Source organism: Bifidobacterium tibiigranuli, assembly GCF_009371885.1.
Lineage (GTDB): Bacteria > Actinomycetota > Actinomycetes > Actinomycetales > Bifidobacteriaceae > Bifidobacterium > Bifidobacterium tibiigranuli.
The window spans coordinates 215,782-242,371 of record NZ_QLZA01000001.1; the positions used below are offsets into that span (position 1 = coordinate 215,782).

A 26,590-nucleotide genomic window follows, 5' to 3' on the forward strand; every position below is an offset into this window, starting at 1 on the left:
TGAACGATCCCTAGTATTTCGGCTCGACTTCTGTTAGGTTTACCTCTGGTACTTTCCCAAGGAATGGAGGCCGCGTACGGTGGTTGAGAAACAAACACCCAACGCCGCGTCTGACATGGAGATGAGCCAATATGTGGCTGATCGAGAACGTGTCAACGAGGAGAAAATCAAACAGGACGAAGAGATCCTTGATCAATTCGGCGAGTACGGCTACGGCTGGCATGATTCGGATGCCGCCGGCGAAGCCGCGCAGAAGGGCATCGACGAGAGTGTGGTCCGCGCCATATCGGCCGATAAGGGCGAGCCGGAATGGATGCTCGACTATCGCCTGAAAGGCTATCAGGCGTTTCTCGACAAGCCCATGCCCGACTGGGGTGTGGACTTGTCGGAGTTCCATGCCGAGAACTTCAAGTATTACGTGAAGCCGCTTGATAAGCAGGCCAAGAGCTGGGAGGACCTGCCCGACGATATCCGCAACACCTATGACAGGCTCGGCATCCCCGAGGCGGAGAAGAAGCGCCTGGTGTCCGGCGTCGCGGCGCAGTACGAGTCCGAGGTCATCTACAACTCAATACGCGAGGACCTCAAGGAGCAGGGCGTCATCTTCGTCGACACCGATACTGCGGTGCGCGATTACCCTGAACTGGTCAAGAAGTACTTCACGACCGTCATCCCGGCCGACGACAACAAGTTCGCCGCGCTCAACACGGCCGCATGGTCGGGCGGCTCCTTCGTGTACGTGCCCAAGGGCGTCCACGTCGACATCCCGCTGCAGGCCTACTTCCGCATCAACACGCCGAACATGGGCCAGTTCGAGCGCACGCTGATCATCGCCGACGAAGGTGCCTACGTGCACTATGTCGAAGGCTGCACCGCGCCGATCTACGCCACCGACTCGCTGCACGCTGCCAACGTGGAGATCGTCGTGGAGAAGGGCGCGCGCGTGCGCTACACGACCGTGCAGAACTGGTCGACGAACGTCTACAATCTCGTGACCCAGCGCGCCTACGTGCGCGAAGGCGGCACGATGGAGTGGATCGACGGCAACATCGGCTCCAAGGCCACGATGAAGTACCCCTCGTGCATTCTTGCCGAGCCGTATGCCAAGGCGGAGACCATGTCGCTGGGCTTCGCGGGCGAAGGCCAGTATCAGGACACCGGCGCGAAGATGATTCATCTGGCGCCGCACACCAGCTCGACCATCGTCTCCAAGTCGATCTCCCGCTCCGGCGGGCGCGCCGCCTACCGCGGCCTCGTCAAGATCGTCAAGGGCGCTGAGGGCTCAAGCTCCTCCGTGGTATGCGATGCGCTGCTGGTCGATGAGATTTCGCGTTCTGACACTTACCCGCATGTGGATGTGCGCGAGGACGACGTGTCGATGGCCCACGAGGCCACCGTTTCCAAGGTCTCCGAGGACCAGCTCTTCTATCTTATGAGCCGTGGGCTCGAAGAGAAGGAGGCTATGGGCATGATCGTGCGCGGCTTCGTGGAGCCTATCAGCCGCGAGCTGCCGATGGAGTACGCGCTCGAACTCAACAGACTTGTGGAATTGCAGATGGAAGGATCGGTGGGCTGATGCCAGTCAAGGAAGTAAATATGCCAGTTGCGGATCCGAGCAATCCCTATGCCATGCCGGCAGCCATGCCGTCAAGCGCCGACAAGGAGCCTCGCTCCTTCGACCTCGACGTGTTCGCCATGCCGACGCGCAAGCAGGAGGACTGGCGCTTCACGCCGATCGACCGCATGAGCGAGTTCTTCAACGTGTTCAAGCCCAGCGGCCACACGACAGTCGCCGTGTCGAACATCGATGGCTCTGCGCTTGACGAATCGCATGTCACCGTGAGCACGGTGGCCTTGGGCGAAAGCCCCTCAGGCACGGTGCTCAAGCCCAGCGACCGCGCAGCCGTAGTCGAATGGAATGCAGGCACGAAGGCCGTCGTGGTGCGCCTTTCCGGCGAACTCACGCAGCCCGTGCTGGTCAAGGTGCAGGCCCACGACTTCGATATGGACGCCTTCCATCTGGTGATCGTCGCCGACGACAAGTCCCACGGCGATATCGTAGTGGAGCATGCCGGCCCCGCCAGACTCGCCGAAGGCATCGAACTGACCACCGGCAAGGATTCGCATATCTCCGCCACCTTCATCCAGGAATGGGAGAAGGGCTCGAAGCATGTCGGCAACCAGCGCATCCACGTCGGCGCAGGCGCTTCGCTGCGTCATTCCGTGGTGACGCTCGGCGGCGACGTCGTGCGCATCCGCATGGATCAGGACTTCGGCGGCGAAGAGGGCGACCTCAACATGCTCGGCATCTACTTCGTCGACCCCAGCGAGCATATCGAGCATCGCACGATGGTGGTGCACAACCACCCCGAATGCAAGTCGCGCGTAGTCTACAAGGGCGCACTTGATGGCAAGGCTGCGCATTCGACATGGGTCGGTAATGCGCTCATCCTGCCGAGCGCACCCGGCACCGACTCGTATGAGCTCAACCGCAATCTGGTGCTGACGCCCGGTGCCGTGGCCGATTCCGAGCCGAACTTGGAGATCGAGAACGGCAACATCATCGGCGCGGGCCATGCCAGCTCGGTCGGCCGCTTCGATGACGAGGAGCTGTTCTACTTGCAGTCGCGCGGCATCAGCGAAATCGAAGCCCGCAAACTGGTCGTGCGCGGCTTCTTCGGCGAGCTTGTCGAAGAGATCGGCGTGCCCGCGATATCCGACCATCTCATGACCGTGATCGACCGTCGCCTCTCCCGAGGAGAGAGCGGCGCCATGCAGGACGTATTAGAGGAGAAATAACAACCATGTCAACACTCGAAATCAAGGATCTCTACGCTTCCGTGGAAACGAAGGAAGGCCGCAAGCAGATCCTCAAAGGTGCAAGCCTGACCGTCAACTCCGGCGAAACCCATGCGATCATGGGCCCCAACGGCTCGGGCAAGTCGACGCTGGCCTACACGCTGGCCGGCCACCCCAAGTACATTGTTGACTCGGGCCAGGCGCTGCTCGACGGGCAGGACCTGCTCAAGATGACCGCCGACGAGCGCGCGCATGCCGGGCTGTTCCTGGCCATGCAGTACCCGGTCGAAGTGCCCGGCGTGTCGATGACCAACTTCCTGCGCACCGCCAAAACGGAAATCGACGGCAAAGCCCCGGCGATTCGCTCGTGGACCAAGGATCTGAACGAATCCATGAAGCGGCTGCGCATGGACCCGAAGTTCGCCTCACGCTCCGTGAACGAAGGCTTCTCCGGCGGCGAAAAGAAGCGCGCCGAAGTGCTCCAGCTCGAACTCCTGAAGCCGAAGTTCGCAGTGCTTGACGAAACCGATTCCGGCCTCGACGTCGACGCGCTGCGCATCGTGTCCGAAGGCGTCAACCGCGCCAAGGACGACACCGGCCTGGGCATCCTCATGGTGACCCATTACACGCGCATCCTGCGCTATATCAAGCCCGACATCGTGCACGTCTTCGCCAACGGCCGCTTCGTCAAGACCGGCGGGCCTGAGCTGGCGGATGAGCTTGAGGAATCCGGGTACGATCAGTATCTTCCGGAAGGATCGGATTCCGAGTCCGCCTTGGCTTAGTTTTCCGTGTCTTCGTGGATTGGGCGGATATATGTTGTTCTGGACATTCAAGGCCATTCGGCCGAGCTTACGCCAGAACAACACATATCCGCCCAATCCACTAGTGGTAAGGATCTTCCGAGCAGTTTTTTGTTTTTGAGCGGCTGAGATGGTTTGTGGCGCATCGAGCGCCACAAACCATAACGCTATGCGAGTGAAGGGCTTTACATACGGGGGTGGGGTGCCTAGGCTGGCAACAGACGTTTCAGCGGCAAGGAGAAGATGATGGTGGACTTTGGGGTTGTTCGCGGGGAGTTTCCGATTTTGGATCAGCGGGTGCATGGGCATCCGTTGGTGTATTTGGATTCGGCGGCTACGGCGCAGAAGCCGCAGGCGGTGATTGACGTGGAGAGCGAGTTCTATCGCACGATCAATGCGGGCGTGCATCGCGGGGCGCATGAGCTTGCCGCGCTGAGCACCGAGGCGTTCGAGACGGCCCGCGCCAAGGTCGCCAAGCTGGTTGGTGCCGACAGCGAGGAAGGCCACGAAGAGATCGTGGTCACCGCTGGGGCCACCGCAGGGCTCAATCTGCTCGCCACAGCCTTCGGCAACGCGTCGCTGGGACGCGGGGGAGAAGCCGCGCAACGCTTCGCATTGAAGCCGGGCGATGAGATTGTCGTCTCCAAGGCCGAGCATCATTCGGTATTGCTGCCCTTCCAAGAGCTTGCCGCGCGCACCGGTGCCACGCTGCGCTGGTTCGATTTGAGCGAAGACGGGCGTATTCGAGCCGATACGGCCAATGAAGTGATTACGCCGCGCACGAAAGTCGTCGCCATCACGCATGTGTCGAATGTCACCGGCGCAGTGACCGAGCTGGCGCCGATTGTCGCACGGGCGCATGAGGTCGGCGCGGTGTTCGTGCTGGACGCCTGCCAGTCCGTGCCGCATATGCCGATTGATTTTCATGCGCTCGATGTGGATTTCGCCGCGTGGAGCGCCCATAAAATGTATGGCCCGACCGGGGTTGGCTTCCTCTATGGTCGCCGCGAGCTGCTTGAAGCGCTGCCGCCGGCATCCTTCGGCGGATCGATGGTCGAATTGGCGTGGATGGACCAGCCGGCGCAGTATATGGAGCCACCGGCACGCTTCGAGGCCGGCACGCAGCCGGTCGCACAGGTCGTCGCAGCCGGAGTGGCTGCCGACTGGATGCGCGAGATCGGCATGGAGAACATCGCGGCGCATGAGCATGCGATAGCCGGTGAGCTCCTGCATCTCGGCGATATCGAAGGCGTGCGCATCCTCGGGCCTGCCGACGACCACGACCGCATCGGCACCGTGGCTTTCGACGTCTCCGGCGTGCATCCGCATGATGTCGGCCAGTTCATCGACGCGCAGGGCATCGCCATCCGCGTCGGCCACCACTGCGCGCAGCCCGTGCACCGGCATTTCGGGCTGTATGCGTCCAACCGGGCCTCCACCGGCGTCTACACCAGCATCGAGGACGCGCAGGCACTGCTTGAAGCAGTGAAGCATGTCCGCGAATTCTTTGAACGCTGAGCGGCTGCAAGAGTTACTACCAAAGGGTTACTACTATGAGTGATTTCGGCATGAGCGACGACGAGCTTGAGCAGATGTACCAGGAGGTCATCCTCGATGCTGCGCGCAATCCGCACGGCAAGGAAAGTTTTGCGCAGGACCTCTCCAACGAGGCTTCGCAAGCCTTACCGGCTGCTGGCGAGACCACGCTGCGGGCCAGCCACGAATACTGTACGCCGGGCGAATCCCACCAGTTCAACCCGACCTGCGGCGACGAGGTCACCGTGCATGTCGAAGTCGGCGATGAGGATCCGCGCCGCATCGAGCGCTTGGTATGGGACGGTCAGGGCTGCTCCATCTCGCAGGCGAGCCTGTCGGTGATGACCGATCTGGTCAGCGGCAAGACGGTGGACGAAGCCATGCGGCTGTTCACGATCTTCCACACCCTCATGCAGTCGCGCGGAGCCGGGCTGGACAATGATGCGGATGACGAGGCGCTAGGCGATGCCGTGGTGTTCCAGGGCGCGTCGAAATACCCTATGCGCATCAAATGCGCGCTGCTCGGCTGGGAAGGGCTTAAAGACTCCTTAGCTAAGGCGCTGGCAACGCAGTCGCAAGGACTGGAAGCCTGAATAAGCTATCAGATACGGCCTAGTAGCGGAATCGTATTGCAGTGCAGGCTGTTGTAGTGCAAAACTGTGACATAGGTACCAGTGATGCGCAATCATAACGTGCAAAAGCGAACAAAGGATAAGACATGAGCGAGAACAACCTCGTCCCCGAACCGCAGTCGTCGATTTTCGACTCGATCAATCACGCCGTCGGCGACGAGAAAACCGCTCGGCAGGTGTTTGCCAACCCGCAGCTGGCAGGGACTCTGACAGCTGAAAGCAACACGTCGGCAAACGACCAGCATAAAGCCCATCATCATGATGGCGCGGATGGCTGCTGCGGCGGGAACGGCGAATGCGGCTGCGAGCACGACGATGATGAGCAGGCTGACAGCATTCCGCTCACGGCGGTGGATGACATCGGCCGGGCGACGGCTGCCGACATCAAAGAGGCGCTGCATCAGGTCATCGACCCCGAACTGGGCATCGATGTCATCGACTTGGGACTGGTCTACGGCATCGAGGTCGATGAGCAGGGCCGTGCCATCATTCGCATGACGCTGACAACTCCGGCTTGCCCGCTTACGGACCTGATCGAGGACGAATGCGCCAGCACCTTGGCAGGTCTCGTGGAGGAGTTCCGCATCGACTGGACCTGGGATCCGCTGTGGACGATTGACAAGATCACTCCCGAAGGCCGTGACCAGCTCGCTGCCATCGGCTTCAACTTCGCCAACATGCCGAAGTACTGATAGCGAGAAATAATAAGAAATAATAGTAATTTCGCTGGTTATGGTCGTGGGGCCTACGGATTGGTATCCGTAGGCCCCACGACCATAACCAGCTTGTATCAATGGGTGATTGACTAGCTTTCGACCACGGTGCCCTTGGGAACCACGGTGATGCCGTCGGGGGTCACCGTGAAGCCACGGGCCAAGTCACGCTCGGTATCGATGCCGACGGTGGCGTTCTCCGTGAGCACGACGTTCTTGTCGAGAATCGCCTTGTAGACGCGCGCACGGCGATTGATGGTCACGCTGTCGAACAGAATCGAATCGACGACCTGCGCCCACGAGTGGATGCGCACACCGGGGGAGATCACCGAATGATGCACTTCGCCGCCCGAGACGATGACACCATTGGAAACGATCGAATCGGTTGCGTGACCAAGGCGGTCGCGGCCGGCGTGCACGAATTTGGCGGGCGGAAGATTGCCCGACATCGTGTAGATGGGCCAGTCCTGGTTGTACAGGTTGAACTCCGGCGTGTAAGCGATTAGATCCATGTGCGCGTCGTAGAATTGCTTGAGCGTACCCACATCGCGCCAGTAGGCGTGATCGGTTTCCGTGGCCCCTGGCACTTCGTTCGAATTGAAGTCGTAGACGCCGGCCTGGTTGCGCTCAGCGAAGAACGGAGCGATGTCGCCGCCCATGTCGTGCTTGGTGTTGTCGGCCTTCTCGTCCAAAGCAAGTGCTTCGAACAGCGCATCGGTGTTCGCCACGTAGTTGCCCATCGACGCGAGAATCTGTTCGGGTGCATCAGGCAGGCCCGTCGTGGTCTTCGGCTTCTCCTGGAAGCTTTTGATCATATTGGGGTGATCGGGATCTACTTCGATGACGCCGAACTGGTCAGACTGGCTGATTGGCTGGCGGATGCCCGCCACTGTGAACTCGGCGCCGGATTCGATGTGCTGGCGCACCATCTGCTCGAAGTCCATGCGGTAGACGTGATCGGCACCGACGATGACGACGATATCCGGCCGCTCATCCTCGATGATGTTCACGGTCTGGTAGATGGCGTCGGCGGAGCCGAGATACCAATGCTTGCCGAGACGCTGCTGCGCAGGAACCGGGGACACGTACTCGTCCATCAGCGGCGAGAAACGCCAGACGCGCGAGATATGGCGGTCCAGGGAATGCGATTTGTACTGGGTGAGCACAACTGTTTTCGAATATCCGGAATTGACCAGATTGCTCAGTGGAAAATCAATGAGTCTAAAGACTCCGCCGAATGGCACAGCCGGCTTGGCACGATCACGGGTCAAAGGCATAAGGCGCGTCCCCTCACCGCCTGCCAGAACTATCGATAGAATCTTTGGATTCTTCGCCATCTGAACTCCTCTCCTATGAGCGCCTCTACGGCACCGATGCTGACTTGGAAGGTCGCATCTTCGCAAACCTAGGTCACGTTTATTATGTCACATATACCATGACATGCAAGGCAGCCCGGTGGGCGAGTCTCTTAATACGGCGAGCTGCGCGCATGGGCACGCAGCGTCATTCAGCTATTCCTGCGCATTGAGCGTCCGGCGGGTCGCGTAGAAGGCGACGGCGCTGGACGCGGCTACGTTGAGGCTGTCCACATCGTGGCTCATAGGAATCTTGACAGTCAGATCGGCGCTGGAAATCGTGCGATGCGAAAGCCCGTCGCCTTCGGTGCCGAAGATCAGCGCGAGCTTGTCAATATGATTGGTCTCCTGCGGCGAGGACTCCAAACGCCGGGTCAGCTCAGCCAAGCTGATCGAATCGTCCTCAAGCGCCATGGCGACCGTGGTGAAGCCGAGACCGCGCAGCTCGGCCATGCCCTGCACCGGCCAATAATGCGCGTCATCGCCGCCGATGCGGGTCCATGGAATCTGGAAAACAGTGCCCATCGACACCCGTGCGGCGCGTCGGTACAGCGGGTCGCCGCAGGAGGGCGTGACCAGCACGGCATCCACGTCGAGCGCGGCCGCCGAGCGCATCAGGGCACCGACATTGGTGTGGTCCACAATGTTCTCCATGACCGCGATACGGTGCGCGTCCCGGCAGATCTCCGTGGCGGTCGGCAGCGGCCAGCGCCGCATCGCCGCAAGCGCCCCGCGGTGCAGGCGGTAGCCGGTCAGCCGCTTCAACTGGGCAGGCGACGCGACGTACACGGGGATATCCACGCCCCAGCGCTGGTCGATATGGGCGAAAGTATCAGCCATGCCGTCGATCCATGGCTCCTCGACCAGCAGCGATATCGGCTCGCGGCCAGCGGCCAGCGCTCGGTCGATGACCTTGGGGGATTCGGCGATGAACAGGCCCTTTGCCGGTTCCAGGCGATTGCGCAGCTGCAGCTCGGTGAGATTGGTATAGGCAGCGACCTGCTCGTCGTCGACCGAATCAATAACGATGAAGCGCATGGAAGTCTTTCCTTGTAGTATTCAGGTCGTTCGCAAGCAATGCCGCGCAGGACCTTAGGATACGCAAAAACCCTTGGTTTCCCAAGGGTTTCAGCTGTTATATTTGCGGTGTCCGGAACGGGACTTGAACCCGTACGCCTGTATAAATAGGCACTAGCACCTCAAGCTAGCGCGTCTACCATTCCGCCACCCGGACAGGTTGCTGTAGGCAACGTGTAGAACTATATCACTTTTTGCCTAGCTGACTACCGGTGTGTCGCGTAACCTTCTCTCGGCTGCCTGCTGTGTAGCCTTGGACCCATGACCGACCCCTTATTCATACTCGATACCACGCATGACGACACCCCGCTGAACAGCGATGAGCTGCACACCGGATGGAATCTCACGCTGCCCGACGCCGTGCGCAGGCATGCGACGCAGGCCATGAGGCTGGGCGATGGCGACGCGTTGCAGCTGAGCGACGGCAACGGGCTCCGCGTACGTGCGACCTTGCTTGACGCGCGCCAAGGCGTTGCGCAAGTGGTCGAGGTAGGGCGCGAACCGCGCCCGATGACCCGTCTGGCGCTGATTCAGGCGCTGGCGAAAACCGGCCACGACGAGCAGGCCATCGATATGGCCACGCAGATCGGCGTCGATGCGGTGATCCCGTGGCAGGCCGAGCGTTCCATCGCCAAATGGAAGGAAGGGCGCAGCGACAGGAAATGGCACCAGACCCTCGCCTCGGCCACGGAGCAGTCACGGCGGGCATGGATGCCCGAACTTGGCGAGTGCGTCACGAGCAAACAGGTGCTCGCCATATGCCGACGAGCCAGCGTGCATGGCGACCTGGTCATCGTGCTCCATCAGGACGCGACGACGACATGGGGCGGCATAGAAGGCGATATCGCCGCGCTCTCTCAGCGCTGCCTTGACGATGGTCGGGAACGCACGATTTCGGTGGTCGTGGGGCCGGAAGGCGGCATCAGCGACCATGAGATAGCGCAGTTTGCCGGGGCCGGAGCCCGCGTATGCGTACTGGGATCGACCATCATGCGGGCCTCAAGCGCGGGACCGGTGGCGCTTTCGCTGCTCTCGCGGGCGCTGGGGCGGTTTGCATAGCATGGTTGCAGAGCATACGGTCCGTTGCGCCTAAAGCAATCCGAATACCGGTCTGGCCGGGAATTATCCGTGCGGCACAATAGCATGGAGCTGGGCGCATACGATACACGAACGCCTGAAAAGGAGCATGATGAGCGCATCTGACGATTGCCTGTTCTGCGCGATAGCCGCAGGACAGATTCCCAGTGAGACCGTATATGAGGACGAGACCACTTACGCGTTCAAGGACATCAATCCCAAAGCCAAGGTCCATGTGCTGATCATCCCGCGCAAGCATTATGCCAATGTCGCCGAGCTGGCCAAGGACGACCCCGCGCAATTGGTGCATATGGTCGCGGTGGCGCAGGGGATCGCCGACAAGGCCTTCCACGGCGAGTTCCGCTTGGAATTCAATACCGGCCACGATGCCGGGCAATCCGTCTTCCACGTGCATGCGCATGTGCTCACCGGCGAAGTCCTGAGCGAGTAGGGGTTCCGTGGCCACAACGACACGCACCATCACGATTCCGCGCGAACTCGACCCCGTCGCCGTATTCGGACCAGTAGACGAAGTCATCCGAGAGGTCGAGAAAGCCTTTCCCGAGCTGACCTTCGTTGTGCGCGGCGACCGCGTCGCCATTCTTTCGCGCTCCAAGAACACCCAGAGCGATGCCGACAAGGCGCAGAACATCATCGAGACGATTATTCAGGCGGCCTATAGTGCGCCGCTGGACGCCGACTCGGTGCGGCGCATGCTCGAACGCGATGTGCTGCGCAACCATGTGCGCACCCGCGAGACGGTTTTCGCCTCCGACCCGTCGACTCGTCGCGGCGCTGGCAGCAGCGCACGTACGGCAGGCAGCGGTGGCAATACCGCTCGCATAGGAGGCAGAGGAGCGACCGTCGCTTCGCAGCGACGCCATGAGGGCGATGCATCATCGACCGGCAGGCCTCGCGTCCCCGGTGTCATTACCTTCGCTTCCAACGTGCCCATCCGGCCCAAGACGCCAGGGCAGATTCACTATGTGAACGCCATCGAATCGCATGTCATCACCTTCGCGATCGGGCCTGCGGGCACCGGCAAGACCTATCTCGCCGTAGCCAAGGCCGTGCGCGCCTTTCAGGACAAGCGGATACGCCGCATCGTGCTGACGCGGCCTGCGGTCGAGGCGGGGGAGAGCCTGGGCTTTCTGCCCGGCACGCTCAACGAGAAGGTCGACCCGTATCTGCGCCCGCTCTACGATGCGCTGTCCGATATGCTCGGTGCCGAACAGCTCAAGCGCTACATGGATGACGGCACCATCGAGGTCGCCCCGCTGGCCTATATGCGCGGGCGGACGCTCAACGACGCTTTCGTGATCCTCGACGAGGCGCAGAATACGACCGAGCAGCAGATGAAGATGTTCCTCACACGCCTGGGCTTCAACACGACGATGGTGATCACCGGCGATATCACGCAGATCGACCTGACCGTGCCGCGCTCCGGGCTGGCGACGATCGAAGGCATCCTCGGCGGTCTCGATGACATCGCCTTCGTGCATCTCGATGCGCGCGACGTAGTGCGCCACGAGCTGGTGGGGCGCATCGTCGAAGCCTATGACCGCCATGCCAAGGTCGGCAAAGGCGGCAAGAGCGGTAGGAGCAACAATAGTAGAGAGCGCAGCATGACTGAGCAAAGCGTTGATGAGCATAGCGTTGACGAATCCAGCGTTGAGGAACCCAGCACTAAGGAGCAGCGATGAGCGTCGAAGTCACCAACGAAACCGTCTGGCAGCTCGATTCCAAGGTCTTCTCCGAACTGGGCCTGTGGGTCATGGACCAGATGCGCGTGAGCACGCAGTCCGACCTGACGATTCTTTTCGTGGATCCCGACCCGATTGCACACCTGCACGAGCGCTGGATGAACCTTGAAGGGCCGACCGACGTGATGAGCTTCCCCATGGACGAGCTGCGCCCCGGCGACGGCAAGACCACTATGGAAGGTGTGCTGGGCGACATCGTGATCTGTCCGTGGGTGGCGGCGCAACAGGCTGCGGCGGCCGGGCACAGCACCATGCAGGAGATGATGCTGCTCACCATTCACGGCACGCTGCATCTGCTGGGCTACGACCATGTCACCCCGGAGCAGGAGCGGCAGATGTTCGCGCTGCAGCGGCAATTGCTGCTGACCTTCATGGCCGTGCGCGAATCCTCGATAGGCTCCGCTCAGCTTCCTGCAGGCGCGGGCGACGCATTGGCCGTATACGACGCCGAGCATGCCGCGCACGGCGTCGGCAAGTAGGGGAGCTGCGCTCATGTCTCTTCCTGATACGACCATGCTGCTGCTCGTCGCGGCGCTCGCCGTGGTCGCCCTGCTGCTGGTATGGCTTTCGCTGTCCATGGCCGCCGCCGAGGCCGCTGTGGGCCGTGTGACGCGCGCGAGCCTGAACAATCTGATTTTCGAGGTGCAGACCGACACGGAAACCAGCCGTTTTTCGCGGCTGAAGAAGATCGCGAGGATTCATACGGTCCAGCGGCTGATCGCCGACCGTTTCGCTACATCCGGGTCATGCGCTTTCTTCCGCATCGCCTGCAATGTGCTGGATGGCGTGCTGGTGAGCTGCATCGCCGCGCTGTTCGGCGCCGCGCTGTGGGAGCAGCTGCTCATCGGGCTTGTGTTCGCGCTGATTGTGGCCGTCATTTCGATTCTGGTGCGGCCGCGCTCGGCGGGAGCCTCCAAACCGGTCGACATCCTGTTGGGGCGGGCTCGGCTGGTGTCATTCGCCGTGGCGGTCACGCCTTTTGCGCACATCGGCGGTCGGCAGGTCTCCAAGCGCCGTGCGCGCGAGTCGGAGCTTTCCGATGACGAGGAGCTTGAGAAAATCCAGCTTGAGCAAGGTCGTGCGGCCATCGATCGGCTTGTGGAATCCAACGATTTCGACCCCGAGGTCTCCGAGATGTTGCGCAATGTGCTCACGCTTTCGGATACGCTCACGCGCGAGATCATGGTGCCGCGCACCGATATGATCTGCATCGAGCACGACGCTTCGCTTGAGGACCTGCTCAAGTTGTGCACCCGCTCCGGCTTCTCGCGCGTGCCGGTCATCGGCGAGGATGTGGACGATCTGGTGGGCATCGTCTACCTCAAGGACGCGGTGCGGGCCACGGCCTTCAACCCGGCCGCCGGCACGCGCGGCGTCGAGACGATATGCCGCCAGCCGATGCTCGTGCCCGAATCCAAGCCGGTTGACGACCTGTTCCACGAGATGCAGCGCACCCGCCAGCATGTGGCGATGGTGGTCGATGAATACGGCGGCATTGCCGGCCTGGTGACGATTGAGGACACGCTTGAGCAGATCGTGGGCGAGCTGGAAGACGAGCATGACCGCACCCAGCACAGCGAGCCGGAGCGGGTCGGGGAACGCACATGGCGCATGCCTGCGCGCACGCCGATAGCCGACTTGGAGGAGATTTTCGAGGTCGACATCGACGAGGACGACGTCGACACGGTCTACGGGCTGCTGACCAAATTGCTCGGCCGCGTGCCGATCGTGGGCAATAGCGCGGTGACCCGTGGGCTCAAGCTCACCGCCGTCGATTCCGCAGGGCGGCGCAAGAAGGTGTCCACGGTGCTTGTGGAGCCTGCCGGTGAATCGAACGGCGCACCGGCTGACCTGCGTACGCAGGAAGAGTCCAAGGTCTCGTCCTCCTCCGAGTCTTCGGATGCTTCGAGGCATGAGAACCAGGATAACGATGATAGCCGCAGCGACGGCAGCCGCAGCAGCGATAAACGCAACACCAGCAAACACGATAAATACAGTATTGATAGGCACAGCGTCGATAAGCACGGTATTGATAAACACAGTGACGATGCGGCACAGTGACCGTATTGCACGACAACCACAGTAATCACGACATCACAGCAAATCACAGCAAGGAAAAGTATGAACGAACACGACGAGACAACGACACAGGGCGAGTCGGCAACGCAAGGCGAATCGGCGGCCCCAAGTGATACAGCGGCGGTGGCCCCAGGCGAGCCAGTGAGCCATAGCGAGGCCTACCGGTCAGGATTCGTGGCGGTCGTGGGCCGTCCGAATGTCGGCAAATCCACGCTGATCAATGCTCTGCTCGGCACGCAGATCGCCATCGCCTCATCGCGGCCCGAGACCACACGCAAGGCCATCCGTGGCATCCTCACGACCCCGAACGCGCAGCTGGTGCTGGTCGACACGCCAGGTATCCATCGCCCGCGTACCCTGCTGGGCCAGCGCCTCAATGATGTGGTCGACGAGTCGCTGAGCGATGTGGACGAGATTGCCTTTCTGCTGCCCGCCGATCAGGAGATAGGCGCGGGGGACAAGCGGATTCTGAGCCGCCTGCGCAGCCAGTTTGCTATCAGGCGCGACGACGGCACGTTCAAGTGGAAGGTGCCGCTTATCGCGATTGTCACGAAAATCGACATGCTGGGGCGTCAGCAGCTGGTCGCCAAGCTCATCGAGATTGACGAATTCGCCGATTTCACTGCGCTGGTTCCGGTCAGCGCGCTCGACCGCGACAATCTTGACGAGGTCAGAAGCGTGCTGATCGACCATATGGTTGAAGGTCCGCAGATGTACCCGGACGATCAGATCAGCGAGGAAAGCCCCAAGGATACCATCGCCGAACTGGTGCGCGGCGCCTTCCTGGAAGAGCTGAACGATGAGCTGCCGCATTCGCTCGCCGTCGTCGTGGATTCGATAGAATACCCTGACAGCCCGGATGCCGAGCTTGGCGTGGCTGCCGATGGCAAGGCGCATGTCATCGTGTCGATTTATGTCGAACGCAACTCGCAGAAGCCCATCATCATCGGGCATAAGGCCGAGCATCTTGTGCAGGTGCGCAAGCGGCTGCGCACCCCGGTCAACCGCATTGTCGGTCAGAAATCGCGTCTCGATCTGCAGGTCAAGGTCGCCAAGGACTGGCAGTCCGACCCCAAGCAGCTCGAAAAGCTCGGATTCTAGGTTCTCAGCCTCAGTAGCTGTTTTGGCTGGATTACCCTTTAACCTTTGAGACGTACGAATGTGAATGTCATATGCAATGCGACGTTCATACGTCACAACTGCCGCATGATTACAGTGTCTATGCGGGAGTTGTATCGTTTGAACGGGCTGAAACGTCACAAGGCCCGCACTACCTTCATGATAGCGCGGGCCTTGTGACGTATGAACGTGATCATATGTCACAACTCCCGCACAAGGGTCATGTTCATGCAGGAGTTGTGACAATAAAAGCTGATTCATTCAGCCGAAACCAGTCTTCCGGCTGACACAAGCAAAGCCTTACTTGCGCTTGGTGTACATCTGCGTGTTGAGCAGGGTGGCGTAGCGGCGGATGACCTTGGGGCGGATGACCTTCATCGAGGCGGTGAGCAGGCCGTTGTCCTGCGTGAATTCCTCGGGCAGGATGATGAACTTGCGCACGGATTCGGCGCGAGAGACGCCCTCGTTGGCCAAATCCACGAAGTTCTGCACTTCGGCGCGCACCGCGGCATTCTCGGCGGCCTGTTCCAACGGCATATCGCGGTCGAGGCCCTTGGATCCAAGCCACATGCGCAGCGAATCCTCATCCATGGTGATCAGCGCGGAGATGAACGGGCGCTTGTCGCCGAGCACGAGAGCCTGGGAGACGAAGGAGCAGTGCTGGATGACCTCTTCGATGGGGCCGGGGGCCACGTTCTTGCCGCCGGCGGTGATGATGAGATCCTTCTTGCGCCCGGTAATGGTCAGGAAGCCGTCGTCGCTCAGGTGGCCCAGATCGCCGGTGGCATACCATCCGTCGGGGGTGAAGGAGGTTTCGGTGGCCTCGTCGTTCTTGTGGTAGCGCTTGAAGACGCCCGTGCCACGCACCTGAATCTCGCCGTCGCGCGCGATGCGCACCGAGAAGCCGGGGAAGGGGATGCCGACCGAGCCCTCGTGGAAAGGCGTGCCGAGTGGATTGAACGCGCAAGGCGCGGTGGTCTCGGTCAGGCCGTAGCCCTCGTACGCCGGCACGTTGGCGCCACGGAAGAAGGCGAGCAGCTGCGGGTCGAGCGGCGCACCGCCGGCGACTATCCACTTGGAGCGCCCGCCGAGCACGTCGCGCAATGGGCGGTACACGGTCGGATCGAAGGCTGCGCGGCGCATCTTGAGTCCTGTGCTGGCCTTGCCCTTGGCACTGAGCTCCTTCATGTAGTTCTGCGCGGCGACCACAGCCGATGCGAAGGCCATGCCCTTGAGACCGGTTCCGGCCTTCTGCGAGGCGGCGTTGTAGACCTTCTCAAGCACGCGGGGCACCACGATCATGATTGAAGGCTTGGCTACCTGCAGATCGGTGATAAGCGTGGAAATGCCGCGCGCGATATAGATATGCATATCGCTGGCCGCGACGATGTAATTGATGGCGCGCGCGAAGGTATGCGCCTGCGGCAGGAACAGCAGCACAGTGTTGTTCGGGTCGGCAAGCAGCTCGGGCATGTAGCTGCACAGCGCCATTGCGGTCATGCAGTAGTGCTCATGCGTCATCTCCACGCCCTTCGGCGAGGCGGTGGAGCCTGAAGTATAAACGACCGAGCACAGATCGGTTTTTTTGATCGAATCGATGCGCGCGTCCAGCGTCTCGTCGCTGACGCCGGTGCCGTAGGCCTGCAGCTCGTCGAGCCCGCCCGTTTCGATGCAGATGATGTCCTCAAGCGTCGGGCAGTCCTCAATGGCGCCATCGGCCTTGTCGCGCATCTCCGTGGTTTCGACGATGAGCAGCCGTGCATCCGAGTTGTTGACGATGTTGCGAATCTGCTCGGCCGAATCGGTGTCGTAGATCGTGGCCAGCACGCCGCCGCAGGCCAGCACCGCCGCGTCGGTCACATCCCATTCGTACGAGGTGCGGCACATGAAGGCGACGGTATCGCCCTTGTTCAGACCGTAGTGCATAAGCCCTTTTGCTACTTCGCGCACCTGGGCGAGGAACTCGTTGGCGGTTTTGCTGATCCAGGCGTCGCCGGACTGGAAGGTGTAGAGCGGGTCGTCGCCACGGCGTTCGGCGCGTTCAGCATACAGGTCGTAGACGGACATGCCCTCATCGATCGGATCGATGCTGGCGGTGGTCGCGGTCAGCAGCCCGGTGTGCGGGTCGATGAAGGTCGTGGTGGGGAAGCCGGTGCGCCACTCGTCGGCATGCGGCAGGTCCCTGGCCTCGTTCTGCGCGGAGATGTCTTCAGGCCTGACGTAGTCGGGGATGTCAGGCGTGTCGTCGCTCGTGGGATGCGAGAAGCCGGGGCCGAGGCTAAGCGCCTTGCGGGTGAGTTTCAGGGCTTGTTGTTCGATCGAGTTGATAACAGACACGTAATGCTCCTTGGCCGTTGGCCTTCGTCGTCCTGCCGTGCAGCGGTCCTTCGCCATGCGATTCTCATCGCCGATGGCATCCGCTGCTGCGGCTTTCTCCTTGTGATAGTAATCGTTTGTAGCCTGCCCGTCACCTTACGGTAGCGTAGGCGGCTCACGCGCGAATAGATAATGTCGGTGCGCTGATTGCGCCGACGAGTCTGTAGCAGCTACCGCGTCTGCTGAGTGTCCGCTGATCGCTTACTGATCACTGCTGATCGCCTATTGATCAAAAAGTGGCGACACGAATGCATTCACCCGCTTCCAGTACGTCACCGGATCGGTGCTGGCGCTCATGGCGTGCCCGGCCCCCGGAATCAGCAGGCGCTGCTTGCGCGGGCTGGCGCATGCCTGAAACACCTTGTCCAGCGAGGCGGGGGAGACGAAATCATCCGCGCCGCCGTGGATGAACAGCATCGGTATGCGCACGTTGCCCAGCTGATTCACGCAGGATGCCTCGCGGAACCCATAGCCCGCCCGGTGCGCGGCGATCAGGCTCATGCCCTGCACGAGCAGACCCGCCAGCCAACGGGGGAGATGATAGAGCGCCCGCGCATTGAACATGAACTGGTCCCATACGCTCGTGAAGCCGCAGTCCGCAATCGCTGCCACCACATTGGGCGGCAGGCTTTCCTCGCCGCAGGCCATCATCACCGTCGCGGCCCCCATCGAGATGCCATCGAGCAGCATCCGTGCCTGGGCATCCTGCGCCGCAATGAATCTGACCCATTGCAGCAGGTCGCGTCGTTCCAGCCATCCCATGCCGATGTACCGGCCTTCGCTCAGCTCACGGCAGCGGCTCGCCGGCGTGAGCACGGTGAAGCCCATCGTGGCGAAGCGATGCGCGTATTTCGCCATCTGCGCAGGCCCGCCCGAGAACCCGTGGCAGCAGATGACATAGCAGTGCGGATTGGGGCTGGCGCAGTCCGGGTCGAAGGACCATGCGTGCAGGCGCAGACCGTCTTCGTTCGTGATGCTCACCGAATGCTTGGCGTCATCGAACCACTTCTCGGCTTCGCGCTCTTCGTCGGCGTCGCGGTGCGGCGGCTCCGTATATACGCGATGGCCACGGCGGTTGCGCTGGTCGCGAGGATTCCGGCGGCTTCGGCGGCTGGTGTCCTTGGACAGGGAGAGCAGCGAGAAGCGCGAATTGGTGTCCAAGGTAAATCTGAATTGGAAATCGGCAAGCGCATACAGTGCGGCACCGCCCAAAGCTGCGGTTGCGCCCAGATAGGCCGGCAGGTAGCGCATGGCTTTCGTATCGCGCTGCGATTGTCGCTGTTCGCGTGGCAAGCCCTGCTGCATGCGTTGCGTGCGTTGCATACGTTGCGCGCGTTGCGATGCCGCCGATGCCCCATGTGCCCGCTGTATGCCTCGTGTATCCTGTGCGCCCATGTCGCCTCCTCGCAGATGCCGCCTGCTATTGCCTTAAGCCTGTCCTCCATCATATCGGGCTATCGTGTCGAGCGTTCGAGGCGATGAAACGCTGCGCATATGCATCACATGGCATGAATCGTCCGTTTTGGCAACGTGCCGGCGTGTAAAGCGCTGGCTGAAAGGCATTGTTCACCATCATGCTGCCAAAGTCACGTTGTCCAAGGCCACGGTAGACTGGTGGGTGTTGCTGTGACGAGTGTCGGCGCATGCGATGCCTGTGTTCAGTGGTTCATCACGGTTCATGACGGGCGTCGAGGCGAAGGGGCTTGTCGTGCTTTGGCGAGGGAATGCGAATTCCGTAATCGACTGAGCTGATGGCGGTTATCGTAAGGTGCCGCTCGTTGGCGCGCCGATGCGCTGAACGAGGCAGAGAAACCGTACGAATAGGTTATGTATAAGGAGCCATCATGGCAGATACCATCACACTCAAGGGCGAAGTCCGCGGCGAATTCGGCAAGGGCGTTGCCCGCCGCATGCGCGTCGCGCAGCAGATCCCCGCGACCATCTACGCCGGCGGAGTCCAGCCGGTCTTCATCAAGCTGCCGATGCGCGAGACCACGCTGGCGCTGCGTCGCACGAACGCCCTGTTCACAATCGAGTTCGGCAGCGACTCCAAGATGGCCGTCGTCAAGGACGTGCAGCGCAACCCTGTCAAGCGCATCGTCGAGCACATCGACTTCTACGAAGTCAAGGCCGGCGAGAAGATCGAGGTCTCCGTCCCGGTCTTCGTCGAGGGCACCCCGAAGGGCGCAGCTGTCGCGTTCGTCGACATCCAGGAGCTCACCGTGCGCGCCGACGTCTCCAACCTGCCTGAGCGCATCGTGGTGAACGTCGAAGGCATGACCGATGGCACCAAGGTGTTCGCCAAGGACATCGAACTGCCCGAAGGCGCCGAGCTGGACGCCAGCACCAATGGCGAGGAATCCGTCGTCACCGTCGAGGTGCCTGAGGATGCGTCGGAGACCACTGCGACCCCCGAGGCCGCAGCCCCCGCCGAAGCTGATGCCGCTGCGGCCACCACCGATGCCGCTCCTGCGGACGCTGCGTGACGTTCAAGCGACACTCAGTCGTCTTGAGATGGCAGCCGAGACACCGGTCTGAATATAAGGGGCCTGCATTCGCGTGCAGGCTCCTTTTCATAATGTGAACCGCCCATTAACGCGATGTGATTTGTGTGTCTAGAATGTGAGGCAGCGCCACGCCATAAGCGTCGACGTACCTGAACCTGCACCGTGAAGACGATGAAAACAGAAAAAGAAGCCAAGGAATGAGTGAAAACAATCATCATGATCCCGCAGCGCTGAACAAGCTCGCCGAGCCGTTCGAAGTGCTGCCCAACGACAATCCCGCCTCGGATGCCAAGCGCCAGGAGCTGACGGACAAGCCGGCTTTCGGCCAGGTCTTCTCCGACAACATGACTCACATGTCATGGACCAAGGGCGAAGGATGGTCGGATCGCCGCGTTGAGCCGTATGCCCCGCTGAAGCTGGACCCGGGCGCTTCGGTGCTGCACTATGCGCAGGAATGCTTCGAAGGTCTCAAGGCCTACCATCACGACGACGGTTCGGTCTGGCTGTTCCGTCCGGATGCGAACGCCAACCGCTTCCGCAATTCCGCCAAGCGCCTCTACCTGCCCGAACTGCCCGTGGACGACTTCCTGGGCTCGGTCGCCGCGCTCGTCAAGCGCGATGCGGCCTGGGTGCCGACCCGCCGCGAGTACACGCTGTATATGCGCCCCTTCCTGTTCGCCTCCGAGCCCTTCCTCGGCGTGCGCGCGCCCGAAGAGGTCGACTACTGCGTGATCGCCTCGCCGTCCGGCCCGTACTTCCCCGGCGGCGTCAAGCCCGTGAACATCTGGGTTGAGGACACCTGGTTCCGCACCGGCCCTGGCGGCACTGGCTTCGCCAAGTGCGGCGGCAACTACGCGGCTTCCCTGGTCGGCGAATACCGCGGCATCGAGAACGACTGCGAGCAGGTCTGCTTCGTGGATGCTGCGACCAAGACCTACCTCGAAGAGCTCGGCGGCATGAACATGTTCGCCGTGCACAAGGACGGCCATCTCGAAACCCCGTCGCTCACCGGCAACATCCTGCCCGGCGTGACCCGCAACTCCATCATCCAGCTCGCGCAGGATGAGGGCCGCGACGTGGTCGAGACCATGATCAAGCTGCAGGACCTGCTCGACGACATCAAGTCGGGCGAAGTCACCGAGGTGTTCGCCTGCGGCACCGCGGCGATCATCACCCCGATCGGTCACTTCAAGTCCGAGAAGTTCGATGTAACCGTCGGCGACGGCGGCTCGGGCGAGTACACTGTTGCCACCCGCAACCAGCTCCTCGGCATCCAGCTCGGCGAGATCGAAGATCCGCACGACTGGATGTGGAAGGTTTGCTGAGCGGTTTCGTTTGGCTGTGAGCTAGGCCAGTGATTTGATTCACGGATTTAGTTCACGAACCGCGAGCTGTACATAGACGAGGGTCTGTCGGAAATGCGTTAGCGCGTTTCCGACAGACCCTCGTTGCGTTGGCCTGAACGTTGAAATTAGCGCTGATCAAGAGCCACAGAAGGAGCCGGAATTTTAGCTTGGCTGTGGCTGTTTGCGCGTAGCCGCGTTTGTGTCAGCCTGACCCTCTATTCTTCGGTACTGCAATAGGTAAGCATGCGTTGGCAAGTTGCTGAATCGGGTATTGAAGAACGAGCAAACAGGCAGGGGGGCGTGAGCATGGAACCGGTGTTGGAAAGCAATGCGTTTTTCATGGCCATCGAATACCTCGCCATCTTCTGCTGCGGGCTTTCCGGCGGCCTGATGGCTGTGCACAAGAGGTATGACCTGTTCTCCATCCTCATGACGTCCTGGCTCACGGCGGTGGGCGGCGGCATTGTGCGTGACGTGCTGCTCGGCATCTTCCCGCCTGTGGGCATATCGGACAGGGGACTGGTGCTGACCACGCTGGCCTCGGGCCTTGTCGTGGCGGTCATCCACCCGGAAGTCGACAAGCTCAAATGGACCATGCTGGTGGTCGACGCATTGGCATTGGGCTTGTTCGCGGTCAATGGCACTTCGAAGGCCTTGATCTATCACGCTTCCGGCATGACTGCGGTGTTCATCGGCATGTTCACCACGCTGTCCGGCGGGTTGATACGCGATGTGCTGCTCAACGAAGTGCCGGCGGTCATCAAGGACCGGCACTGGTATGCGGTGCCATCGTTCGTCGGCTGCGTGCTCACCGTGCTGCTGGGCAAGGCACTGAGCGCCGGACTGGTCACGTTCAACGCCGAGATGATCGGCGATGTGCTGATAGTAGGCATCGTAGTCGCGATGCGTATCCTCTCGGTGGTGTTCAACATCCAGCTTCCCGGCGCGCTGCGACGCCACGAGGCTCATCTGCCGCCGGTACAGCCCAGTCGGTACTTGCGTCGGCCGGTCATTCACCCGCAGGCTCATGACTCAGGCGCTTCGAGCCATAGCCGGAATCGTGACGATGATGACGCTGGCGGCGATAACGATGAACCGCGCACATCGGGCGGGGCGAAGTAGTGTATGCCGGTCGGTTGGTGACCGAGCGAGGGGTTGCCGCGGCTGTCCGGAGGGAGCGTGCAAGCACATGTCCTAGTACGTTTGTCACGCTAACCGCGTGTTTTGCGTGATGTTGCTACGAGTGGCGGACGGGGTAACGACGTCTCGCCTAGGACCAGGTGACTGTTTCGAGGTTCACGCCGTTGGCGCGGGCGTTTGCCTCGATGATTTCGCGCAGTCATGTCGCAAGACCTGGTTCCTGCCGGTTATAGTGCTCGTAGTACTCCGGGTTGGACTCGTACATGCGTCCCGAGAGGACTTGCATGCTGTAGGTCAGGTGGAAGTAGGAGCTGAAGGCTGCGCGATGCCGTTCGGCAAGCTGATTAGCCTCGTCGCTGCCCGGCTTGACACCGGTGCGCATTCCTGTTGCGAGCGCGGCGTCAACTTCTGCGCTGGTTCGTGCTATGGAGGTCCATTCGGCTGGGGTGCGGTTTGCCGCATGTTCCGCGTATTCGGCCCATTGCGGGGTGTCCTCCCATTGCTTGCGGGCGCGGTTCATCCAGTCAGCCTGCCATTCCGGTCCGAAGATCGCGGCCTGCTGCTGGGCGGTCAGGAGCACTCCGTTCTCGCGGGCATGGATCATATGTTCCAGGCCCCGGAGCATGTCCTGCAAGTGAGCGATCTGCGCGCTCACCTGCTCGTGCTGCCTGCGCAGTTCAGCGACGGAGTCCGCATTATCGCCCTCGAGAAGGGTCTTGATGCTCTTAAGCGGCATTCCGAGTTCTCGGTAGACGATCACCCGCTGCAGACGGGCGACATCGGCGGCGGTGTAGATTCGATACCCGCGGGAGTCTCGCAAAGGCGGCGAGGCGATGCCGGTCGCGTCCCAATGGTGCAGTGTGCGCACGCTCACGCCTAAGCGGGCCGCCGTCTGCCCGACGGTCAGCCCTTGGGATGAATCGGCGCTCATCTGGCTTCTCCTTATGCGCCCGGGGTTTCTTCGGGCCCGACGATTCCGATGCCTGCGAGATTGCGGGCCTCCTGGCTTGCCGGGTCGAAGGGCTTTGCTGCGGTGAAGGTCACGCGCAGGCGCTCCGGGGTCGTGATTTCGAGGTCAACGGTATTCCACGGGGTGGCCCTCGGCCCTTTGGCGCATCCGGGGCGCACCGACTCGCAGGCTGCGGCGATGCTCTCGATTTCGCCCAGCACACATGCGAAGCTCACGCTCGCCGCCGGCGCAGCGTCAATGTCTGTGTCGAAGTCGGTGTCCGTGTCGGCTTGTGTGGCGGCCGGCACGAGAAGGACATCCTGGAACGCCCACCGCCGCAGATGCGTGAGACTTCCCGGGATGGCGAACAGGTTGAAGAAGCCCAGAGCGTCTCGCCAGAACCGTTCCGATGCAGCAAGGTCGCGGGTGGGCACGATGACGAACATCGGCATCCCGTAGATGCCGCGGAACGGCTCAGGCGCAACCGCATCCACGCCGGGCGTAGGGACTGGACTCATTTCAAAGGCGTTGTAGTAATTGCTCATACACCTAAGCTTCCCGCCTGACGCAACGTGAGGGTCAAGTTTCAGGCGTGTCGCAGAACCGTTCCGTTGGCGTCGCTGCGAGCCCCAACGAGCAGACACAGTTCCTAGTATGTTCGTCACGCAAACACGACGATTTGCGTGACATTACTACTAGGAACTTGCGCTTCTAGTACGTTTGTCACGCTAACCGCGTGTTTTGCGTGATGTTGCTACGAGTGGCGGACGATACCCAGACCACGCAAGACCGGACATGCAAAAAGCCCGCAGGCGTGAACCTGCGGGCTTTTTACAAGCGATGGGTCGTCAGACCCGTCACATCACAGCGCGTTAATCGCGACGGCGAGACCGGACTTGCGGTTGGCAGCCTGATTCTTGTGAATCACGCCACGGCCGGCGGCCTTGTCAAGCTTCTGCGCGGCGACCTGGTAGGCAGCCTCAGCAGCTTCCTTGTCACCCGCATCGATGGCCTGACGCGTGGCGCGAATCGAGGTCTTGAGACCCGACTTCACAGCCACGTTGCGCTGGTGCGCCTTCTCATTGGTGAGAACGCGCTTCTTCTGCGACTTAATGTTTGCCACTATCTACTCCAAACAACGTTTTCTATAAGGACATACAAACAAGTATGTTAACACCACATTCGGATAATCCCTATGTGGTGGCATGGGTGTTGCCTTGCGCGCTGTGGTGCATGTTGCTCAAGGCCGTACTGCAATGCCTACAGCAGCCGGTAGACTGGTGTGGTTGTGAAGCAGCGACTGCACTGACATTCGTTGGAGGCACAACCGCAGAAACAGCGCATGGAATGGCACGTTGGCAGCAACAAGCAGCAAGGAGACGCACGTCAAGTGATTGAACCGAAGAACAGGCCCGGGTTTACCGATCAGTCGCTGATTCGCAACTTCTGCATCATCGCGCATATCGACCACGGCAAGTCCACCGTCGCCGACCGCATCCTGCAGCTCTCCGGCATCGTGCCCGAGCGCGAGATGCGCGACCGCTTCCTCGACCGCATGGACATCGAGCAGGAGCGCGGCATCACCATCAAATCGCAGGCCGTGCGCGTGCCGTGGACCGTCGACGGCACCGAATACACGCTCGGCATGATCGACACCCCCGGGCATGTCGACTTCACCTACGAAGTCTCCCGCGCGCTGGCCGCGTGCGAGGGGGCCGTACTGCTGGTCGACGCCACGCAGGGCATCGAGGCGCAGACGCTGTCGAACCTGTACATGGCGATGGAGCATGACCTCACCATCATTCCAGTGCTCAATAAAATCGACCTGCCCAGCGCCGAGCCGGACCGTCACGCTGAGGAGATAGCCGGGCTGATCGGCTGCGAGCCGCAATCCGTGCTGCGCGTGTCAGGTAAGACCGGCGAAGGCGTGCGCGATCTGCTCGATCAGATCGTCATGGACGTGCCCGCGCCTTCGGGCGACTCGCAGGCACCGGCCCGCGCGCTGATCTTCGATTCGGTCTACGACTCCTACCGCGGCATCGTGACCTACATCCGCATGGTCGACGGCCGACTCGAATCGCGCGAGAAGCTGCATATGATGGGCATCGGCATGACGCATGAGCCCATCGAAATCGGCGTGATCAGCCCGGATATGGTGCCGACGAAGGCGCTTGCCGCAGGCGAGGTCGGCTATGTAATCACCGGCGCGAAGGACGTGAGCCAGTCGAAGGTAGGCGACACGGTCACCTCTGCAATCAGGCCGGCGAACGAGCCGCTGCCGGGCTACCGCGACCCCAAGCCTATGGTGTATTCGGGGCTATTTCCGATTGATAACGCCCAGTTCCCCGAGCTGCGCGAGGCGCTCGACAAGCTCAAGCTCAATGACGCTGCGCTCGTCTATGAGCCGGAAACCTCGGTAGCGCTCGGGTTCGGCTTCCGCTGCGGGTTCCTGGGGCTCTTGCATATGGAAATCGTTTCGGAACGGCTCAGCCGAGAATTCGGGCTGGATCTGATCTCTACTGCGCCCAACGTCACCTACGATGTGACCGCCGAGGATGGCACGCTGCATCATGTCACCAATCCGAGCGAGTTCCCCGAAGGCAAGATCAAGAAGATCATCGAGCCGATGGTCGCCGCCGACATCATCACGCCCAAGGAGTTCATCGGCTCGGTGATGGACCTGTGCCAGGAGCATCGCGGCGAAATGGGCACGATGGAATACATCAGCGCCGAGCGCGTCGAGATGCACTATCGCATCCCGCTGGCGGAGATCGTCTTCGACTTCTTCGATCAGCTCAAAAGCCGCACCAAAGGCTACGCATCGCTCGACTACCATGAGGACGGCGAGCAGAGCGCCGACCTGGTCAAGGTCGATATCCTGATTCAGGGCGAGAAGGTCGACGCCTTCAGCGCCATCGTCCACCGCGACAAGGCCTATGCGTATGGCGTGATGATGACGAAGAAGCTGCGCGAGCTCATCCCGCGCCAGCAGTTCGAGATTCCCATTCAGGCCGCCATCGGCTCGCGCATCATCGCGCGTGAAACCATCCGCGCGCTGCGCAAGGATGTGCTCGCCAAATGCTACGGCGGCGACATCACGAGAAAGCGCAAGCTGCTCGAAAAGCAGAAGGCCGGCAAGAAGCGCATGAAGATGCTCGGCCATGTCGAAGTGCCGCAGGAAGCGTTCATTGCCGCGCTGTCCACCGACGACGGCGCGACAGACCGCGACACCAAAGACAAGATCCGCGCCGCGCAGAAGGGCGAGTAGTAGAGGTATGGCGCAGTCATCGTCGGTCTTTAACCGAGGTGAGCAGCCGCT

The 26,590-nt window shown here is 61.3% G+C and carries 23 protein-coding genes and 1 tRNA gene; 16 read left to right on the forward strand and 8 right to left on the reverse strand.

Annotated features, from left to right (window positions below):
- Nucleotides 1-115 precede the first annotated feature (115 nt).
- The 6 genes from sufB to DDF78_RS01055 all read left to right on the forward strand — a co-directional run bounded on the left by sufB (nucleotide 116) and on the right by DDF78_RS01055 (nucleotide 6,462).
- Nucleotides 116-1,576, forward strand: coding sequence for a Fe-S cluster assembly protein SufB (gene sufB / locus DDF78_RS01030; RefSeq protein WP_152580007.1), 1,461 nt, complete (start codon nucleotides 116-118; stop codon nucleotides 1,574-1,576).
- Complete coding sequence (sufD, locus tag DDF78_RS01035; protein WP_152579820.1) at nucleotides 1,576-2,799, forward strand: Fe-S cluster assembly protein SufD; 1,224 nt, start codon at nucleotides 1,576-1,578, stop codon at nucleotides 2,797-2,799. The genes sufB and sufD overlap by 1 nt, the downstream gene beginning before the upstream one ends.
- A gap of 5 nt (nucleotides 2,800-2,804) precedes the next feature.
- Nucleotides 2,805-3,584 carry a Fe-S cluster assembly ATPase SufC gene (gene sufC, locus DDF78_RS01040; RefSeq protein WP_152579819.1) on the forward strand — a complete coding sequence of 260 codons (780 nt, stop codon included), beginning with the start codon at nucleotides 2,805-2,807 and terminating at the stop codon, nucleotides 3,582-3,584.
- 264 nt (nucleotides 3,585-3,848) lie between these two features.
- Nucleotides 3,849-5,120, forward strand: coding sequence for a SufS family cysteine desulfurase (locus DDF78_RS01045; protein ID WP_152579818.1), 1,272 nt, complete (start codon nucleotides 3,849-3,851; stop codon nucleotides 5,118-5,120).
- A gap of 35 nt (nucleotides 5,121-5,155) precedes the next feature.
- A complete protein-coding gene (gene sufU / locus DDF78_RS01050) occupies nucleotides 5,156-5,731 on the forward strand; it encodes a Fe-S cluster assembly sulfur transfer protein SufU (protein ID WP_152579817.1) in 576 nt (191 codons plus the stop codon).
- 125 nt (nucleotides 5,732-5,856) lie between these two features.
- Complete coding sequence (locus tag DDF78_RS01055) at nucleotides 5,857-6,462, forward strand: metal-sulfur cluster assembly factor (RefSeq protein WP_152579816.1); 606 nt, start codon at nucleotides 5,857-5,859, stop codon at nucleotides 6,460-6,462.
- A 113-nt stretch (nucleotides 6,463-6,575) separates the two neighbouring features.
- On the opposite strand, the gene glgC is transcribed toward DDF78_RS01055, so the two are convergent.
- The 3 genes from glgC to DDF78_RS01070 form a co-directional block, all read right to left on the reverse strand.
- Nucleotides 6,576-7,820, reverse strand: coding sequence for a glucose-1-phosphate adenylyltransferase (gene glgC / locus DDF78_RS01060; protein WP_152579815.1), 1,245 nt, complete (start codon nucleotides 7,818-7,820; stop codon nucleotides 6,576-6,578).
- A gap of 174 nt (nucleotides 7,821-7,994) precedes the next feature.
- Nucleotides 7,995-8,876 carry a TrmH family RNA methyltransferase gene (locus DDF78_RS01065; RefSeq protein ID WP_152579814.1) on the reverse strand — a complete coding sequence of 294 codons (882 nt, stop codon included), beginning with the start codon at nucleotides 8,874-8,876 and terminating at the stop codon, nucleotides 7,995-7,997.
- A gap of 109 nt (nucleotides 8,877-8,985) precedes the next feature.
- Nucleotides 8,986-9,072: transfer RNA gene (locus tag DDF78_RS01070), tRNA-Leu, on the reverse strand.
- A gap of 104 nt (nucleotides 9,073-9,176) precedes the next feature.
- On the opposite strand from DDF78_RS01070, the gene DDF78_RS01075 reads away from it, so the two are divergent.
- From DDF78_RS01075 to era, 6 genes are all read left to right on the forward strand, one after another.
- Nucleotides 9,177-9,974, forward strand: coding sequence for a 16S rRNA (uracil(1498)-N(3))-methyltransferase (locus DDF78_RS01075; RefSeq protein WP_152579813.1), 798 nt, complete (start codon nucleotides 9,177-9,179; stop codon nucleotides 9,972-9,974).
- Nucleotides 9,975-10,104: 130 nt separating this feature from the next.
- Nucleotides 10,105-10,443, forward strand: coding sequence for a histidine triad nucleotide-binding protein (locus DDF78_RS01080; RefSeq protein ID WP_152579812.1), 339 nt, complete (start codon nucleotides 10,105-10,107; stop codon nucleotides 10,441-10,443).
- A 7-nt stretch (nucleotides 10,444-10,450) separates the two neighbouring features.
- Nucleotides 10,451-11,695, forward strand: coding sequence for a PhoH family protein (locus tag DDF78_RS01085; RefSeq protein WP_152579811.1), 1,245 nt, complete (start codon nucleotides 10,451-10,453; stop codon nucleotides 11,693-11,695).
- Nucleotides 11,692-12,234: an rRNA maturation RNase YbeY gene (ybeY, locus tag DDF78_RS01090; protein WP_152579810.1), complete on the forward strand. Its 543-nt coding sequence runs from the start codon at nucleotides 11,692-11,694 to the stop codon at nucleotides 12,232-12,234. Before DDF78_RS01085 ends, ybeY begins: the two co-directional genes overlap by 4 nt.
- 13 nt (nucleotides 12,235-12,247) lie before the next feature.
- Complete coding sequence (locus DDF78_RS01095) at nucleotides 12,248-13,816, forward strand: hemolysin family protein (RefSeq protein WP_152579809.1); 1,569 nt, start codon at nucleotides 12,248-12,250, stop codon at nucleotides 13,814-13,816.
- Between the two features lie 60 nt (nucleotides 13,817-13,876).
- Nucleotides 13,877-14,935: a GTPase Era gene (era, locus tag DDF78_RS01100; protein ID WP_152579808.1), complete on the forward strand. Its 1,059-nt coding sequence runs from the start codon at nucleotides 13,877-13,879 to the stop codon at nucleotides 14,933-14,935.
- Nucleotides 14,936-15,253: 318 nt separating this feature from the next.
- On the opposite strand, the gene DDF78_RS01105 is transcribed toward era, so the two are convergent.
- Both DDF78_RS01105 and DDF78_RS01110 read right to left on the reverse strand, forming a co-directional pair.
- Nucleotides 15,254-17,290, reverse strand: coding sequence for an AMP-dependent synthetase/ligase (locus DDF78_RS01105; RefSeq protein ID WP_162000631.1), 2,037 nt, complete (start codon nucleotides 17,288-17,290; stop codon nucleotides 15,254-15,256).
- Between the two features lie 261 nt (nucleotides 17,291-17,551).
- The gene (locus DDF78_RS01110) at nucleotides 17,552-18,580 is read right to left on the reverse strand and encodes an alpha/beta hydrolase (RefSeq protein WP_152580006.1); all 1,029 of its coding nucleotides are present in this window, start codon (nucleotides 18,578-18,580) and stop codon (nucleotides 17,552-17,554) included.
- Nucleotides 18,581-19,173: 593 nt separating this feature from the next.
- Between DDF78_RS01110 and DDF78_RS01115 the strand changes: the two genes are divergently transcribed.
- The 3 genes from DDF78_RS01115 (at nucleotide 19,174) to DDF78_RS01125 (ending at nucleotide 22,304) form a co-directional block, all read left to right on the forward strand.
- Nucleotides 19,174-19,815 carry a 50S ribosomal protein L25/general stress protein Ctc gene (locus DDF78_RS01115; protein ID WP_152579806.1) on the forward strand — a complete coding sequence of 214 codons (642 nt, stop codon included), beginning with the start codon at nucleotides 19,174-19,176 and terminating at the stop codon, nucleotides 19,813-19,815.
- A gap of 218 nt (nucleotides 19,816-20,033) precedes the next feature.
- Nucleotides 20,034-21,161 carry a branched-chain amino acid aminotransferase gene (locus DDF78_RS01120; RefSeq protein WP_152579805.1) on the forward strand — a complete coding sequence of 376 codons (1,128 nt, stop codon included), beginning with the start codon at nucleotides 20,034-20,036 and terminating at the stop codon, nucleotides 21,159-21,161.
- 327 nt (nucleotides 21,162-21,488) lie between these two features.
- Nucleotides 21,489-22,304: a trimeric intracellular cation channel family protein gene (locus DDF78_RS01125; protein ID WP_152580005.1), complete on the forward strand. Its 816-nt coding sequence runs from the start codon at nucleotides 21,489-21,491 to the stop codon at nucleotides 22,302-22,304.
- A 217-nt stretch (nucleotides 22,305-22,521) separates the two neighbouring features.
- Here the strand turns inward: DDF78_RS01125 and DDF78_RS01130 are convergent, their stop codons facing one another.
- From DDF78_RS01130 to rpsT, 3 genes are all read right to left on the reverse strand, one after another.
- Nucleotides 22,522-23,253 carry a MerR family transcriptional regulator gene (locus tag DDF78_RS01130; protein WP_202613161.1) on the reverse strand — a complete coding sequence of 244 codons (732 nt, stop codon included), beginning with the start codon at nucleotides 23,251-23,253 and terminating at the stop codon, nucleotides 22,522-22,524.
- 11 nt (nucleotides 23,254-23,264) lie between these two features.
- Complete coding sequence (locus DDF78_RS01135) at nucleotides 23,265-23,816, reverse strand: VOC family protein (RefSeq protein ID WP_152579804.1); 552 nt, start codon at nucleotides 23,814-23,816, stop codon at nucleotides 23,265-23,267.
- 317 nt (nucleotides 23,817-24,133) lie between these two features.
- Nucleotides 24,134-24,394 (reverse strand): 30S ribosomal protein S20, encoded by a 261-nt coding sequence (rpsT, locus tag DDF78_RS01140; protein WP_152579803.1) that lies wholly within the window; start codon nucleotides 24,392-24,394, stop codon nucleotides 24,134-24,136.
- A 267-nt stretch (nucleotides 24,395-24,661) separates the two neighbouring features.
- Here rpsT and lepA point away from each other — a divergent pair, with 267 nt between their 5' ends.
- Nucleotides 24,662-26,539: a translation elongation factor 4 gene (lepA, locus tag DDF78_RS01145; RefSeq protein ID WP_152580004.1), complete on the forward strand. Its 1,878-nt coding sequence runs from the start codon at nucleotides 24,662-24,664 to the stop codon at nucleotides 26,537-26,539.
- Nucleotides 26,540-26,590 lie beyond the last annotated feature (51 nt).